Origin of the sequence: Limnohabitans sp., from assembly GCF_031539175.1 — a bacterium.
Taxonomy (GTDB): Bacteria; Pseudomonadota; Gammaproteobacteria; order Burkholderiales; family Burkholderiaceae_C; genus Limnohabitans.
On sequence record NZ_JAVKLQ010000040.1, the window covers coordinates 1 to 16,443 of the forward strand.

17 protein-coding genes are annotated in these 16,443 nt (G+C 54.8%); all 17 read right to left on the reverse strand.

Annotated features, from left to right (window positions below):
* Window positions 1–170: 170 nt before the first annotated feature.
* Window positions 171–635, reverse strand: coding sequence for a glycoside hydrolase family 73 protein (locus RMS95_RS07355; RefSeq protein WP_310644925.1), 465 nt, complete (start codon window positions 633–635; stop codon window positions 171–173).
* On the reverse strand, window positions 632–1,015 hold the full coding sequence (locus RMS95_RS07360; protein WP_310644928.1) for a hypothetical protein: 384 nt from the start codon (window positions 1,013–1,015) through the stop codon (window positions 632–634). The genes RMS95_RS07355 and RMS95_RS07360 overlap by 4 nt, the downstream gene beginning before the upstream one ends.
* Window positions 1,016–1,080: 65 nt before the next feature.
* On the reverse strand, window positions 1,081–3,360 hold the full coding sequence (locus tag RMS95_RS07365) for a phage tail protein (RefSeq protein WP_310644930.1): 2,280 nt from the start codon (window positions 3,358–3,360) through the stop codon (window positions 1,081–1,083).
* Window positions 3,333–3,776, reverse strand: coding sequence for an NlpC/P60 family protein (locus tag RMS95_RS07370; RefSeq protein WP_310644932.1), 444 nt, complete (start codon window positions 3,774–3,776; stop codon window positions 3,333–3,335). Before RMS95_RS07370 ends, RMS95_RS07365 begins: the two co-directional genes overlap by 28 nt.
* 10 nt (window positions 3,777–3,786) lie before the next feature.
* Complete coding sequence (locus tag RMS95_RS07375) at window positions 3,787–4,329, reverse strand: DUF1833 family protein (RefSeq protein ID WP_310644934.1); 543 nt, start codon at window positions 4,327–4,329, stop codon at window positions 3,787–3,789.
* Window positions 4,322–5,671, reverse strand: a complete 1,350-nt coding sequence (locus RMS95_RS07380; RefSeq protein WP_310644936.1) for a radical SAM/SPASM domain-containing protein — start codon at window positions 5,669–5,671, stop codon at window positions 4,322–4,324. The genes RMS95_RS07375 and RMS95_RS07380 overlap by 8 nt, the downstream gene beginning before the upstream one ends.
* Window positions 5,664–6,275, reverse strand: coding sequence for a hypothetical protein (locus tag RMS95_RS07385; RefSeq protein ID WP_310644938.1), 612 nt, complete (start codon window positions 6,273–6,275; stop codon window positions 5,664–5,666). The genes RMS95_RS07380 and RMS95_RS07385 overlap by 8 nt, the downstream gene beginning before the upstream one ends.
* Entirely contained in the window at window positions 6,272–7,114 is an 843-nt protein-coding gene (locus RMS95_RS07390) for a hypothetical protein (RefSeq protein ID WP_310644940.1), read from the reverse strand. Before RMS95_RS07390 ends, RMS95_RS07385 begins: the two co-directional genes overlap by 4 nt.
* A gap of 11 nt (window positions 7,115–7,125) precedes the next feature.
* Window positions 7,126–7,725 carry a hypothetical protein gene (locus RMS95_RS07395; RefSeq protein ID WP_310644942.1) on the reverse strand — a complete coding sequence of 200 codons (600 nt, stop codon included), beginning with the start codon at window positions 7,723–7,725 and terminating at the stop codon, window positions 7,126–7,128.
* A gap of 25 nt (window positions 7,726–7,750) precedes the next feature.
* Entirely contained in the window at window positions 7,751–10,381 is a 2,631-nt protein-coding gene (locus tag RMS95_RS07400; RefSeq protein WP_310644943.1) for a hypothetical protein, read from the reverse strand.
* 31 nt (window positions 10,382–10,412) lie between these two features.
* On the reverse strand, window positions 10,413–10,901 hold the full coding sequence (locus tag RMS95_RS07405; protein WP_310644945.1) for a hypothetical protein: 489 nt from the start codon (window positions 10,899–10,901) through the stop codon (window positions 10,413–10,415).
* Entirely contained in the window at window positions 10,898–13,519 is a 2,622-nt protein-coding gene (locus RMS95_RS07410; RefSeq protein WP_310644947.1) for a phage tail tape measure C-terminal domain-containing protein, read from the reverse strand. Before RMS95_RS07410 ends, RMS95_RS07405 begins: the two co-directional genes overlap by 4 nt.
* Window positions 13,512–13,754 (reverse strand): hypothetical protein, encoded by a 243-nt coding sequence (locus tag RMS95_RS07415; RefSeq protein ID WP_310644948.1) that lies wholly within the window; start codon window positions 13,752–13,754, stop codon window positions 13,512–13,514. Before RMS95_RS07415 ends, RMS95_RS07410 begins: the two co-directional genes overlap by 8 nt.
* A gap of 83 nt (window positions 13,755–13,837) precedes the next feature.
* Complete coding sequence (locus RMS95_RS07420; RefSeq protein WP_310644950.1) at window positions 13,838–14,188, reverse strand: hypothetical protein; 351 nt, start codon at window positions 14,186–14,188, stop codon at window positions 13,838–13,840.
* Window positions 14,189–14,223: 35 nt separating this feature from the next.
* Window positions 14,224–15,168, reverse strand: coding sequence for a phage tail tube protein (locus RMS95_RS07425; RefSeq protein ID WP_310644952.1), 945 nt, complete (start codon window positions 15,166–15,168; stop codon window positions 14,224–14,226).
* A 25-nt stretch (window positions 15,169–15,193) separates the two neighbouring features.
* Window positions 15,194–15,628: a hypothetical protein gene (locus RMS95_RS07430; RefSeq protein ID WP_310644954.1), complete on the reverse strand. Its 435-nt coding sequence runs from the start codon at window positions 15,626–15,628 to the stop codon at window positions 15,194–15,196.
* Window positions 15,629–15,673: 45 nt separating this feature from the next.
* Window positions 15,674–16,309 (reverse strand): DUF6441 family protein, encoded by a 636-nt coding sequence (locus tag RMS95_RS07435; RefSeq protein ID WP_310644956.1) that lies wholly within the window; start codon window positions 16,307–16,309, stop codon window positions 15,674–15,676.
* Between the last annotated feature and the right edge of the window lie 134 nt (window positions 16,310–16,443).

The following is a 16,443-nucleotide window of genomic DNA, read 5'->3' on the forward strand; positions in this document are numbered from 1 at the left end:
AACCGTGACGGATGAGGAATTGACTATGATTGAAAACCGATTGAATCATCGCCCCAGAAAGCGACTAGGATTCAAGACACCTCACGAGGTATTCCATGCCTCGTTAAAGCGTGTTGCACTTCGTCCTTGAATCCGCCATTTATTCAATTCGAGGAATGCACGAATCCAGCTCATGCGCCCTCCCCGTCCAGCGAGGACAAGTTGTATGTACCAATCAAACGATTGAGCTTGTCGGCATAGTCTGGGTCCGTGGCGTAGCCTGCTTTCAGAAGAGCTCGCGCAAAGGTCTGTGCCGAGATACACAGGAAGCAGTCTTTGTAGCGAGGGTTGCGTTTTAAGAATGCGGCGTGATCATCCACACTAGCCTGCCATGTCGGGTACTTGCGCCACTTAGCGGGAACAACAACCCACTGCCCTCGGATGAACTCCTTGGTGTCAAGCGTCACGGTTTCACCGCGCCACAAACTGTCTGCCTTAATCCCGAACAGGTTATTGGCCGTCCTGGTGAGCCCTGACTCTCCCCAGCCAGACTCGAGTGCCGCTTGGCTCACTGTGATACTGGCTGGAACACCCGCAGCCTTGTGACAAGCCCGTGCGGCAGGCCCAATGAGGGCAATGAAGTCTTGTGGTTTCACAGCATCTCCTTCACTTCTTTGGCCACCTCATCAATTGAGGCATCGCGGCGTTCCACGATGAAGTTAAAAATCCAACGCACCAATGCCCAACCGGGCAAGCCACAGGCAAAGATCACCCCGCCCACGGCGTACAGGCCAATCGTCGAAAACGCCCAGTGATGAAGCTGGAAATACTCGATGGTGATCGCCCCGCCGCAGATGCTCGATACAACAGTACTGATCAGCCCCACTGTCCACTCACGCTTATCGCGAGGTGGCGTCATGAGCATGACCACGACTGCAGCAAGCGTTGCACCACTGGCTGCGGCAGCAGCCGTTCCACCAAAGGCTTTGTATGCAGCGGCGGCTCCCGCCACTCCGCTACTTGTTGGTTCTGGCATTTCTTAACTCCCAAAAAAATACCCGCCTGAATCGCTTCAAGGCGGGTTGTGAACAACTCGTTCGTTTATGTTTGATCAGCGGTGTGAACTGCAGCGCTTTCTGCTACGCAGGTCACCTCCACCAAATCAGCTCGAGGCTTGACGCTCATCACGCGCGCCATCTGGGCCCAGGTCTGCCCCACCCCAAAAGCAAAGTGCGTTCGCTCCTCACCTCCACCGGTTTGGATATCAACGCTCGGCGCTTGTTGCAAGACGGCATACCTGTCCGTCGTACCGCGCGTAACACCAATCGGATCAGTGACTGAACCATCCAAGCGTCTGAGCGCGATGTAGTGATTTGCCCCCGTCAGCCAAGGCAAGCTCTCAGAACAGAACAACACCTTTGATGTGCCATCCCAAGACAGAACCTCACCACTTACACCCCAGCTGGGCATGTCATGACTAATGGCCACCAAGTCGCCGTAGGTTGGAATCAACCCTTCGAGTTCTGTCCTAAAAGTGATGATTCGTCTGCGGTACCGATTGGCTGCGGCGATGTACTTTCCCTCACGTGCGGCTTGCGACCTGTCGGTACAGCCAAAGAGCTTCAAGCGCGCAGGCTTGGACAGAGTGGAACCAGTAAGCGCGACTGTGATTTCGTCCGGTTTCCAGCTCTTGGGATTGAAGTATTCAACTGTGACCGCATCAGCAGTAGCATCGCCGGGCATCACATACTGAATCTTCAAGCTACTGCGAACGATGTTTCGAGTGGAGAATAAGGCCACAGGTATGGTCTTGGGCTCATCTCGAATAATGCGCACGATGCCACCTTGCAAGAATGGCACCGCACGCCCTGCTCTAGCAATCTGTCCCATGGCATCCCAAACGGTTAGGTTCTGGTCAAACACGCCATTGAACGTATCACCACGCGCAGACCACACGCCATCAAGTCGGGCCAATGCATTGAGGTCAATCTTTGCATCAGGCAACCCCGCCCCATAACTCGCACGCGTTGCATCAGCAAATGCCCAAGTAATCGAGCGGGTGGCTTGAGGTGCACTCCAGCCTGTGGTCTTTGACCAGACTGGTAGCTTGCGCGTCACTAAACAGTTCACTAAGCGGGATGAACGCTGTGACAAGTTGTCCGTTGCGCGCATACGCAATGCCAGCAAGGTCAAATCAGAGGGCAGTGTTGGATTGACCAGATAGCCTTTGGCCTGCCCCCAGCGAAGTTCATGTCCCGCCCGGGTGCTGACGTCCTTGGTATCCAATCTTTGAACACGCACTTCGTAGCGCCCTGCACCCACACCATATTTGTAGGTTCTGCGCTGCGCCGTATTAGTGGCTGCCGAGTAGGACTCATCAGCAATATGAATCCATCCAGATGTGGCGTCTCCGTCATCGTTAAGGGTTCTAGCTTCAACCCGCCATTGAACGGTTCGGCTATCCAACGTCCCGCCGTCAGTCGCGTAATACAACCCACGCATCATCACAACATCGATGCCAATCTGATTGACCTGAGTTCCTGCAGGATTAAGTGCGAACGGGCCAATGATGCTGCCACCCGTATCAGCGACGGCAATCAACTCCTGCCCTGTCACTTCAGCAGCCGTCACCACATCGTTGTTGAACAGTGTGTTTTGACCGCCTGGCTCAATGACTTGCGCCTGTACTTCTTCAAACGATGCAATTGGACTGTCATCAATCGACAGCTCTTCAAACTGAAAGTGCCCAATGCCAATCACATGAAGCTGATGCAGGTACTCCTCGTTGTTGACGTACTCCGTGTAAGGCATTGCAGCCAAATCCGGATAAATCAGATGCTGACCGTAAACGACAGGTATCGGCTGCGACAGCCGTCCATAGTTACCTCGGGCCTGCAACGAATAGGTAGGACTCGGGGAGGAAGAGCTCGCGGTCGCGTTAGGCAGACTCTGATTGGGTAGCGGCACCAAAGCGCTAACAATGATGGAACCCGTCACTGCAATCGCGGTTGATGCCACCGAAGTTGCCACAGCCCCGGAATACCCAAACGATGCAGCCAACTCCGCGCCATAGGCATTGGCCACAACCAACACGGCAATCATCAAAACCGTCTGCAGAGGGTTCTTGCCGCCTCCTCCGCCACCCTGCGGCAATGACACCAGAGCGATGACATCTCCAGCATCGATGAGAGTCACACCACGCTCGGCCATCAGAACTGGCTTGCCATTCTTGAGCACCAGCGTTGGTTGCTCAAAAACGATCTGCTCTTGGTTCATCCATTGACTGATGGTTGGATTTCCCTGAACGTGATGGCTATCACGCTCATGGGGATCGAACGGGTTTCGAAGCCAAACTACGACACCGTCATTGCTGCTTGGCATGGATCACCTCGAAATGCATAAAACCCTTCGACACGCCAGCCATGACGGTCTAGCGCCCACAAGTCCTGAAACACCACACCCACGCTTTGCGCGCAATGCAACACGCCGCCGCCATCGATGTCCAGCCAAACTCCGACATGCACCGGATATCTGGACTGCCGCATCAGCACAGCATCCCCATGCTTGGGGGCGGACACGCGCTGCCAGCGTTTTCGCTCGGGGTGCTCATTGAAAGTCTTGAGCACCACACGCAAACTCAGCGCATCCACAGGGATAAGTGGAAGCTCACGACCGAAGCAATTTCTCTGCACCCATAAAAAAAGGCCCCAACAGTCAAATGACTCGGGGCCTCGTGCTCCTGCTATCCATGGGCGACCTATGTATCGGTGAGCCCAATAACCATCCGTTGGTTTCATGTCATCTCCGTCACCGAGCCAATCCCGGGAACTCCGTCGCTGTGTACAGACGTCCCGGAAACGCCTTATTACCGATATCCACCATCCGAGCTCTTGCGGTCACACGCATCACATCAGCCTCTACCTCGGTCAGTACCAACGTGATGGGAGGATCCATTTGTGGTCCTTCCATATCGTTCGACAAGTACGGTCGATAAGTGACTTCGATAGAAGCTTCTGACTCGGAGGCAGCATCAAGGTGTTTGACGATCTCGCGTGAGACGTTGTCCAAGGTCAGAACGACCTCAGGAACCGGTGCAATGTCCACAGGCGGCAAATCCAAATCAAAGCCCATGGCCACAAACCTCACCGTCTGACTTGGATCCAACGGGGCTGAGGATTCAAGGCGTGCAAAGAGATCTTGTTGATCTCGCACAACCCTGATGGCAGTTGTCACTCCAGACTCATTTTTAAAGTCAGGATGGCGCAGCTCCAAGGTATGCAGGATCACCACATCCGAAGGTGAACTCGCATAAGCCTCCTTCAACGCATCACTCAACGTCACATCAGGCATGTTCTACCTTGATGGGAATGACTCGACGCTCTTTGACTTCGGAGTGCTCACTGACCAAACCGAAGATGTCTCGACGCTCCTGCGGGAAGTCCCCCTCAATGTAGAACGGGAAACAACCAGTGAGGAACTCAATACCAGCAGCCAAGAATGGCACGTTGTCAGCATACGAAGCATCACACCCTGCCGTCCACAACGGACCGTCCAAGAACATGCAGGAGCCCTTGCACAACTGAAGCACGGGACATTTTGAGCAAGACTCTCGCTGACTCCAATGGGTAGCGCTTCGCATCTTGACCGCTTGCAGTTGCGAGATATGCCCAATCTTGTGGGATTCACCGTTTGGAGCCACCGCCGCTGCACTCACGTTTTGACAGGTCAGCACATTGCCGTTCAGATCGACTGCTAGGTTGTCTGTACGGTCCATGCCGCATTTCTGGCCCAACGTACTGGCGGGACGGCCTTGAGCAACCGACTCCACAAAGTCCATGATCTTTTTGCGAGCAATGTCAAAACTGGTCACAGCACCTGCGCGCAACTCTTTGAACGCATGGGCACTGAAAGTGACCCGCTCGGCTGAAGTCTGAAATGTGGAAGCCAGCCCACCCTCGTCATACGGGTCAATGAATGCGCCCTCGCCGATCACCACATCTTCACCAAAACGCTCGCGCAACCAAGACTGCACATGCGCGCGACTTGGGTTACTTGCATGAATCATGGCGTTGATGCTGATTCGTCCCTCAGGCTTGAGTCGTGCGTACAGATCAAAAATGGCAGCGCGCTTTTGTGGATCGTCTAAAGGATCGGCGCCTCGGGCGTGATAACCCGGACCGTCGTGCGACAGTCCAACTGAAAAACCCAAGCGATCAATCCATGCATTCTTGTCGGCATCCAGCAGACTCCCATTGGTGATCATGCTGAACTGAGCCTTGGGGTACATGCCTCTCAAACGCTCAGCCAGCGGTTTTAAGGTTTTCCAATAAACCAGCGGCTCCCCGCCCCAGAACTCAATGCGCTCTGGAGGTTCAATCAGCGCGTCTTCCAGAGAACGTAAAAACGATTCAACATCTTCTGGATTGGTTTGATCCGCGTGTGGCACAAACCGCTGTGAGCAGTAAGTGCAGGCGTAGTTGCAAAGCAGACCAAGGCTGATCTTGAGCACGCGGACATTTCCCTTGCGACCAGGTTGATCTTTGGAAACAACCGTCGCACCGCGCCAAGCGCGTGCTTTGACGGGAACGACCGATTGGCCGTTACTCCACACAAGGCTCGAAGTTTGGTTGTTGTAAACCAACGAGTCCTCTGATCCATCAGGCTTGAGCACATAGATACGGAACTCAGCCATGGATGCGCTCCACTTTGATATTGAAAAGAATGTTCATGAACGGTTGCTCCCCAAAGTAGGGTTTCTGAAAATGAATCGCTCTGGCATCAAACGCAATCAACAGACCGCGATGAGGTTTGATCCAGAACTTGGATGGGGACTCCCAAGGCATGAGCAACCCAGCAAAACCAGACGAACGCCAGGCGGGGTTACAAATGGCAAAACCGTTGGGTGCGAATTGATTGACTTGCGGCATCAACCTCAAGTCATCGTCAAGCTCGGGGCCAAATGGGAAATAGACAGCCTGCACATCACATTCGTCTTCGTCGTTGTGAGGCATGATTTCGACGCCGCTGGCACGAACGACCTCTCGCCCTTGCACATGCACCACTCGCCCGTTTGGACCAAGTAGCTCCTGTACTTTGGATAAAACGGCTGCCTGCAATGTCTGGCAACGTGGGGAATGGCCGTCAAAGATGTTGTGATCTTTGCGTTCCCAGATCTGATCGCCTGTTTGCATACGTGCGTTCAACTGGAAGAGCTCTTCATAGAGCCCTTGATCAAACACCGCATCCATCCCAAGTGACCAGACCCCTGTTTTAAGAGGGAAAAGGTCAAGGATCATGGAACGCTCACCACCAAATCATCGGTACCGCTGAAGTACTTAAAGCCAACTTTGATCTTGACTTGGGTGCCTGAGCTCAGGCCGTCTGTTTTAAAGATAGTGCTCCCTGCTCCATCAACTGTCATCACACGACGGTCACGTAAGAACCCAGCGGTTGAATCCAAATAGATCTCTGCATCGTGATGGGTGATTGGCTGGCCATCAGACTCTTCAAGTCTGAAATTAACAACTAGCCCCTCGTCCGATTCAACGCTGGGCGTGAATCGAACCACAGGCAATGACTCCATACGCGCCAGAGCCAGAGTGACACAAGGCTCTGCATCGATGTCGCCTTGTGTTTTAACAAGGACAGGATCGAACACATTGAAACCAAGCAACCAATCTGCGAGTTCAGATGTTTTGAATGGCACCAAGATGTGACCGATGGGATGCGCCTGAACCACGGTCGCGTGATACGCCTGCGCATCCATCTTGCTTGCCAACGTGGCCACGTACAGATTTGGCGTGTGATCGAAGAGACTTTCGCGTGCACCTGCTGAGGCCCATCCCTTAGGCGCATAAAACATGAAGGAAGCATGGTCACCGAACTCAGCGTGGGACTTGAGCGTTTCCAAGTCGAGAGTTCGTTCATAAACGTCCTCATCAAAAACGCCCCAGTCCCCTCGCCACTCGGTGATCAGCGATTCATCAAAGAACTTGCCGCCGCTTTCATGTTCTTGGGTTGGGTCGCCGACAAACTCTCGCTGCATGACGTTGCGAATTCGAAACGAGAGCACTGAACCATCGAGCGTGACATCCAGCGCAAAAGGTGTATTTTTGGTTGTGAGATGAAGTTTCATGTTTTCACCTCTTAGCAACAATCGCAGTTGCAATTGCAGTTGTACCGAGTGCCATAAGCACCTAGCCGCAAATTTCCACCGTTATCAAACAAGGTGATCAAGTTGTAAGCAGCGTAAGGCGCTTGATCTCCACAGTTGTAGCAGTTGTCAGTGATTTGACAATTGGGCGCACCTTGCCAAGATGAATTTGGATTACTGTTCACTCGCACGCAATTGGTTACGTTGTAGAAAAAGTAGTCATGCAGCCAGCCGTAGTTGGCCGTCCACATGGAGCCACCGTTGTTCATATACATATCCCAGTTGCCATCGGATTTCAAAAATCCCATGAGCCCTTGGTTGTGATGAAACGAACGCGTGCCCCAGTCCGTATCGACCATGTCGATGTAGTTCGCCGTGGATGCGACTTGCAAACGTGGAACAGACAAAGTTCCCGTCATCGTGTCACCTGCCTTGTTGACCTTGGTAGACAAGTCCAACGCTGCTGTACCCGCTGAAGTCACTTGACCTTTGCTGTTGACCGTCACGACGGGGATTTGTGAGGCTGATCCATAGGTTCCAGCAGAGACACCCGAGTCTTTGAGGCCTTCGGGTGGAATTTGTGTAATAGGCACAACGGCCTCCTTTCAAAAGAATGCTCTACAGATACCGAACCACAATGCGCACCCCATTCAAGGGAGCAGATGTGAACCGCAACGTTGCGCCGCTATTGACCAACACATACGCATCTAGCGAGTCTTGAATGACATTGGCCACGGTCACCATGAGCTTGGTCACACTGGCTGCCGCCGTGGAGAGCGCAAAGTCCGTGGCACTGCCGTTGCCCGCGAACACCTGCGGAGCAACGCTTGAGCCTTGTGCACTGGCTGCCGCAGCTTGTGCCTGTGTGGCGTAGGTCTGAGCGTTGCTTGCTGAGGTTGCGGACGCTGTTGCGCTGGTCGCAGCGCTGGTGGCCGAAGTCGACGCTTGAGAGGCAAATGTGCTTGCTGCACTGGCCGAACTTGCTGCGCCAGTAGCAGAGCCACTGGCTTCTGACGCTTTGGTTGTGGCTGTTGCCGCAGACGTTGCTGCGTCAGATGCTTTGGTAGTCGCAGTGGCAGCAGAGCCAGCCGAGGCCGTGGCAGAAGTTGCTGACGCAGATGCAGACGCACCCGCGTTTGTCGCCGATGCTGAGGCTTCACTTGCTTTGGTAGTGGCGGTCGTTGCAGAACTCGCCGCTGCACTGGCAGAACCTGAAGCGTCAGATGCCTTGGTCGTGGCTGTTGCGGCTGAAGCTGCAGCAGAGATCGCAGACCCAGACGCATCTGTTGCCTTCTGGGTCGCAACAGCACTACTCGCAGCCGCTGCTCCTGCGTGGTACTTGGCGGAGTATTCCGTCGAACCCGAAACTGTGCCAGTCGTCTTCGTCGCCCACTCTTGCGCTGCAGCGGCACCCGACTGCGCCTCTTTGTCCAGATACCGGACACTGATAAGAACGCCATTGCCAGGCGCTGAGCTGAATCGCAGCGTGGTCGTCGTGGGCGTGGTGTACGCATCCACTGGCGCTTGCTGCACACCTGCAACCGTGACCAACAAAGCGCCCGGGTAAGACACGCCACGGCTGATCGTGAAATCCGTCGCCACACCATTGCCCGTGAATGTCTCCGCAGGAATGATGGTGTTGGTCGTCACCGCAGCAGCAGAACCCGCCGCTTGTGCCGCCCAGTACTTAGCTGAGTAACCCGTCCCATCCACCGTGGTGGCTGTTTTTTCTGCCCAGTCAGCCGCTTTGGTTGCTTGCGTTTGCGCAGAGGACAGAGAACTCGCTGCACTTGTCGCACTGGTAGAAGCAGCACTGGCAGACGAAGCAGATGCGTTTGCACTCGCCAAAGCCTCCGAAGCCTTAGTCGTCGCTGTAGTCGCAGACCCAGCGGCAGCACTCGCGGATACAGCGGCACTTGTTGCGCTCGCTCCAGCATTGGTTGCTGAGGTAGCAGCAGCCGTCGCACTCGTAGCAGCATCACTCGCTTTGGTATTGGCGGTGCTTGCAGAACCAGCGGCAGCACTTGCAGATGCGCTTGCGTTGGTGGCAGATGTCGCCGACGCAGTGGCCTGCGTTGTTGCGGTTATCGCTGACGATCCCGCACTAGTGGCAGAAGCAGAACTTTCCGAGGCTTTGGTCGTAGCCGTCGTGGCCGACCCAGCCGAAGCCGTGGCACTCGCCGCCGCATCACTGGCTTTTTGACTTGCCGTCGCGGCAGATGCAGTGATCGACTGGGCGTAATACTTCGCCGAGTAATCGGAACCACTGACAGGTGCACTGGTTTTGGTTGCCCAGTCTTGCGCTGTACTGGCACTCGTTGCAGCGGCTCCCGCTGAACCAGAAGCACTGGATGCACTGCTTGAGGCATCAGTCGCTTTAGAAGATGCAGTACTGGCGGAAATCGCAGCGGCAGTCGCCGATGCAGCTGCCCCACTGGCAGAGCCGGAAGCCGCACTGGCTTGTATCGTCGCAGTTGTCGCAGACGCCGCCGCATTGCTTGCAGACGTTGCAGCGTCACTGGCCTTGGTACTGGATGTGGAAGCAGAAGATGCAGAAGCCGCAGCACTTGTTGCAGCCGCTGAAGCTGAAGCACTGGACGCGTTCGCACTGCTGGCTGCTGCCTGCGCTTGGTATTTCGCCGAATACTCAGTCCCTTGAACAGGCCCTGTGATCTTGGTCGCCCAATCCATCGCAGCGGCTGCACCGGTCTGGCTCTCTTTATCCAGCATCCGCGCAGTGATGCTCACGCCGTTCAACGGAGCCGTCACAAACCTCACAGTTCTGAAGTCAAACAGCGAATAGGCATCCACGGGTGTTTGCAACACACTAGCAACCGTGACCTGTAATGCACCGGGATGACCCACTGCATAGTCGAGTGCGAAGTCTGTCTGCGTGCCGTTTCCCACCCATGTCTTGGTTGGAATCACCACTGCACTGGTTGCAGCGTCCGCTCTAGCCTTGACCTCTGCCAGCGTTGCCGCTGCATCTGCGGCTTTGGATGTCGAGAGGTTGGCACTGCTTGTGGAGATGCCCGCTTGCCTTGTGGCCTCCCCCACCTGAGCTGTGAGCTCTGTGCGTGAGGCAGCCAAGTCAAGTTCAACCTGATGGATGGCCTTGGCCACCGTTTTGACAGGGCCACCTTCGGTGACCACATTGGTCTGATTGTTTCCATGCACCACTTGGTGCAACAAGGAGACATCGACCTCAGCCTTATTGACTGTCGCTTCTAACCGTTCTTGCAGGTTCATGGGAGCTCAAAAGAAAGCCCCCAGACCTGAGTTACCAAGGTTCTGAGGGCAGTTGGTGTTGGACGAGGTATTCGAGCGAGTCGATAGAAAGCTCCAAGGCTTCAAAGTCGGAGTTCACAAGAACTCCCAGCGCATCACGGGTAAGAACAGGTCGGTTTCGAATCTCCAGCTCGCCGCTGACTTCCCATTGGTTGCGTCGCACCAACTTGGCTTGGTAAGCCTTAGTGAAACGCGCTTGTGTCGTGGCCATGCCAATGCCCGCAAGCAAGGGCAACTCGAACCACTCAGCGCCATCGAGGATTTCGTGTTTGAACCAAGATTCAAAAATCGCATAGGTCAGCGGGCGCAAGTTCCAACGAACACTCACCCGTGCAGGCGTTTGACTGAACCGTCGCCGCGATCTGGCCGCACCAGACTCCATGTCCGTTCGAATCACAGCTTCACCAGGCGCGATGGTGTAACCATCCACCGAAGGAAGCGGGATCCGTTCAACCGGAAACTGTGGATAACTACTCGTCATCGCATCGCTCCTGCCGCTGGGTTAAGCCCATATCGACGCTCAAGCGTTGGTGCAATCCCCGTGCCCTGACCAATCGATCGGGACATACGTGCTTCAATTTGCTCCACGATGATGTCTAGACGCATGGAACCATCCGCTTGTTGAGAAGACTGCACACGCGCATCCACGCCCGAGGCGTTATTGATCACGTTCACAGCCACACGCACTTGAGGTTGGTTCTTAGAAGAAAGCGCCCCACCCAATGCACGCATCTGACCGGGCGTGAACACCGCCTCACCCGGCTGCGCGATGATGGGCACCTCCCCTTCGACCAAGCCACCCGTGTGATAACGAGTAGCACCTGCGAAATTGTGAAGTCCCACCGATCGGGAGGCCAAACTGTCCGAGCCAATCAAGCCACCCGTGTGTGCCACTGCGACCAAGGGATTTACAAGGTCTGTCGCACCGATTGGAACGATGCTGCCGCCAGGTGCAGGTGGGGGCGTTGAACCCAAACCTCCCAACCACCCAGCGAGTGGCAAAGTGACCATGCGCTGAATCTGAATGCGCACCAGATCAGCAATGATGGAGTTGGCCAAGCTGCTGAAGTCGAGCTTACCCGTGGTCACGAACTGAACGAGCGCATCCTCCATGCCTTTGAAAGCAGAAGTCACCGCCCGCTCAGCTTGCTTGGCAGCGTTGGTGGAATCCTCCACATAGCTACGAACCGATGAGCGCATGCCGTAATCAAAGCTACGTTGATACTCCGCATTTGCACGGGCCAAATCCACAATCACAGGTAACTGGCGAGACAGCGCATGGTTGATGAGCTCAATAGCCTCAGCCTTGAGACCCGGGTCAGTAATTTGATCCGCTTGTCTGCGTGCAGCGTAGGCAGCTTTCTCCAAATCGAAGCGCACTTGCATGCCAGCACGCTCGACCTCCCCCACATCGAGCATCTCTCGCTTGAGTACCAGCTCCTCTTGTTTGAGTCGGTTGTTGCCGATGTAGCCCTCGGTGATCTGATGGACTTTTTGGAGCTCTTTCTCGTACTCATCGAACTTCTTGTCCGAGACCTTTTGCTTCTCCATGGCCTCAATGACCTGGATGTACTTCTCAGCCTCCGCCCGAACACCCGCGTAGCCCTTTTTCTCCAAATCCAGCGCCTTGGCTCTGAGCTCAGCGGCTTCGCCACCGGTCACACGCATTGAGCGTTGCTCGAGTTGTTTTAAGAACTGCAGACCTTGATTGTTCTTGTCGAAGCCTGAGAGGTCCATCCCGGTGGGAGCCTTTCTGGGCATCTTGGGCAAGAACTCGTCATAGATCTTTTGAACTTGTGCAGCTTGCTCAGCTGTATCAAGCACAAACTTCTGTCCCATCACCCGAACGGTTCGGCGCTGCTCATCGAAAAACCTTTCAATCGAGTTCACATAACCGGGGTTGTCATTGATGCGCGCTAGTCTCTCGTTAGCTGATTCAACAAACTTGTCACGTGCGCCTTGAAGCTTGGCAATCTCCGCATCAATCTGCTGTTCGTTGTAGCCCATGGACTTCATCGAGCGCAGCATGTCGCTTTTCATCCATGTTTCAACGTCCTTGCTCACCACAGACAAACTGTCAAACGGCTGAGAGATCACCCGCTTGGCCAGCACAGCCGACTCAGCAATAAAGCCAAGACCCTTGGCCACATCCTCCAAGTAATTGAGCACTTGTTGGCGGTTGTTGCTGATGGCAATCAGCTCACTGCTAAAACCACCTGTCTCTGTTTTGGCAAGGAAGATGTGTTCAGTCAAATCAGCCAAGATCGGAATGAAAGCCGAACCAATCTGGCGTTGCACACCTTCGTTGACCGCATGCAGTCGCTTCAGGTTGTCATTGAACTCTTCCGATGCACGTGCAGCATCTGCAGACATCACCAAGCCTAAACGCTTGGCTTCTTCCATCATGGCCGTGATCCCGTCACGCCCTTGGTTGAGCATCGGGATCATGTCCAGGCCGTTCTTGCCAAATAGCTTCACCGCAAGGGCCGCTTTCTCAGCGCTTTCTGGCATGGCCGAAAACTTGTCGGCAAGATCGAGCAAGACCTCTTCGGTTGGTCGGATTTGGTTATTCGCGTCCAATGCCGAAATACCAAACGCGCGCAATGCAGCGCTGCCCTCGCCGCCTTTGACTTTTGCATCAAACATGGCGGTCGACAAGAACTTCAAAGCCTTGGTCAAACTCTCAGTACTGACATCAGACAGCTCAGAGACATACAGGAGTGCAGACAGCGCCTCCACTGACACCGCTGTCTTTTGAGAGAGCTTGTTCAGTTCTTCACCAACTTCGGCCACTGGCACGATCAGCTGGTGCATACCGTAGCCAGCTGCAGCGATAGAGGCTCCAGCAATCAAACCTGCAGGTCCGAGTTTTCCGAGCACCGTCCCAAGGAGCCCAAAACGCGAGGTCGCATCTTCCATTTGCGCGAACGCATCGTTGGCAGCCTTGGAGACGATCTGCAACCCTGCTGAGGCAGGTTGCGATGCTGCCTCAATGCGCTTGAGAGACTTCTCTCCCGCCTCCCCAACATCGGAGAGCTCAGCCTTGACTTTGCCGCCATCCACCACCGAGAGTCGAATTGCGAGATTGCGTTCAGCCATGGCTGTCACCTGTTGTTGCGTTGCTTGAAGAGTTCATGGCAGCCGTGATGCCAGCCTCAATCGCAGGAAATATGTGCGTCATCGCACAGACATCTGCATTTAAAGACTCACTGGCTTGGTTCCAAGCATTGAAGTCCAAACCAATCACCGTGTTTTGAGCCATACGCAACTGCGCCGCACAAACCTCAAGCACCGCAAGCGCCTCCCACCCCTCTTGGGTTTTAGGTGCATTCATTTGGTACGGACATTCAGGGCATGTTGTTGCGCAGGCTTCGCAGTACGCTGGCCCGCCACCGAAGTGCCATTCAGTGCGGGCCTTTAGGCGTTTTTTTCGGCATCCAGAAGATAGAGCGCCGCCAGATACTCCCGCTCGAAGGCATCGGCGACCGGCCACAACTCCATCAGGGCTTCAATGCCTTCTGGGCTGACCGGTGTGGCCTTGCCCTTCTCGTCACCCACACCTTCCCAAGCCAATACGGCCAGCTTGGCAAGTTCGGTAATTAATGTCGCGGTGCGCTGCCCCGCTGCTGCATGGTCTTTGCCGTCAATGACCGACGCCGCATGGCGTGCTGCCATGACCAGCGCAGTAGTGGCAGGTTTGACCTTGACGCGCACGCCATGGTTCAAGTCGAGCCAATACGGCTCACGTTTCAAGTTAAGTTTGAGCATGGAAATACCTGTTCGTATGGCTGAATACGTGCGACTTAGTAGCTAGCCACATCGTTGTGAAGAATGACCGTGAACATCCGACCAGCGGCTGTGTTCTTGGCGGCCTGCCAGTTAAAAGTGGCTTGAATGCCACCAGGGCCAGAGATCGAGAGCTTGGGTTTAGGCAGATACACCTCATGCGCAACAAAGGTCAAACTCTTGGTGGCATCAATCACGTAGCTGAACGTGAGCTCGAGTGGCGTGTTGTTGGTCGCAGCATCAATGAGCTCTGTGTCTGCAAACCGCACCTCCAAGCTCCCCGTCAAACTGGCGACGGTTGGATCTGCGCCTTCGATTTTTCCGTCAGAGCGGATGGTCTCAATGCGAGCTAGGTTGTTGGAATAGGTCAGCTGCGCCGCCACCACGTTGCCCAATGCCTGTCCGTTTTTCTTGATCGAACCTTGGAACTGGTTGAACCGTGTGATCGACAAAGCTTGCGGCGTTGCATCGACAGATCCGAGTTGCTTGACTTCCCCTTGCGCGATCAACCCCAAGGTTGCATCAGCAGCACCAGAGCGTGCGAACTTGATTTGGACGGAGTTAACCATCACGCCCGAAGATTCAAAGTAAGCGGGGATATCAGGCAATCCAGTCTCAAGCGCGAGACTTGGCAGTACAGGCTGGCCGGAACCAAAGGTGTGTTGATGGTCTACGTCGCCCACAGAGGTGGGAGCTCCTAACAAAGCTTTGAGCCACAAGCCAAAGTTGCGCAAATCGATCGGGACCACCATGTCGCCCTCGACCTTCATCACATCGCGGATGGGAGCGCTGGGGTCTCGCCCCAAACCAATCAGGTCATTGGCAATGAGACCTTGCTCAGAGCCCAATGAGGTAGAGACAAATGGGAGTTTCCAATAGTCAGTGCTGCCGCTAGGGTGTGCACCATACGAAGGTTCGAATGCAGCCAGCAAGCTGGCATTTGCGCCATAGGCACGGGCCATAGTTTTTCTCCAGTTTTAAATTGAATCAAGACAGCGGATCACTGCTTGCGTAATGCATCACCACATCCAAGGTGCAGGCCTTGATGCCCACAGCGCCATCGGGCGCAACCTCTTCAAACTTCGGGGGGTGAATTTGTGTGAACTCCACAACGCCACCCAAAGTCCGGTCTGCTGTCACGAGTTCTGAAAACCGTTTGAGCAGTACATCCATGCGCGCGTCTCGCTCAGCACCATCTGGATGACTCACGTACACCTCCAAATTGGCCGAGTGCTCCCACTGATAGGTCAGAGGTGAGAGCATCACATCGACTTCATTCATGTCGCCATCGCGCAGCACCACCATGGAGTGCTCTGTCATGCGTTCAGGCAACGCACTATTTCGCTTGGGCACATTGCCGCCAAGGGGTAACTGCCCCAACAACTGAAACAAAGCTCCGACGGCTTCTTCACGCTTGGACATAAAAAAACAGGCCAGTGGCCTGCTCCGGTTAATCACCCGCCGCCCTTATTCATCGGGCCAGTTGGAGATGACGTTTTGAATCATTTGTGATTCCCAGCGCTGAACTGCGGAATTGATATCAAACTTCTTCTTGAGCTGCGCCTGTGGCACCAGCAAAAAGATGGGCACACTCACCAAACCCTTACCGGACTGCTGCGCCGAAGCAGAAGCGGCTGTGAAACCACCCCGCTTGCCAGCTCTTGCACGTTGGTTGTCCGCCACGAGAAGTGACGGCTTACCTGCTCGATAAACAAATCGAAGTCTCTGGCCGCGCATGCGTTCCCAAAGCCCCGGTGTGATGCGTTTGCCGCGTGGGCCAGTGCCTGCCACTGGTAATGGGATAGAGAGCCAAAACCCGTTCTTTGAACGAATCAACGCTCCCTCGTCATGAGCAGCCACGACCACAGGGGCTCGGCTGTAAACCAGCCCTGCAGCGCCTAGGCTTTCACGTCCCTTGGGATAGACCTCCCCGCGCCAGGTATTGGCAAGACGTGCACCCAGCCCAGCCGAGGTGATCTGACCTCGCAGCTCACCTTTGAGACCATCGGTGGCATCACGCACACCCGTGGTGACTGCATGTCTGGCGGCTTTGAGTTCAGCCGCCATAAGTTCTTGCAGATTGCCACTCAGCGCTGCGGTAATCCTCCCTTTTTACAATGGTCGCAGAAGTAGAAACGTTACGCAGCCATGGCCAATCGCTGCTTAGGGGTGAATCCGCCCAAGGCCATATTGGGACGGTCATGGTTGTAAGACCACATCCACTTCGTTGCAAAGTC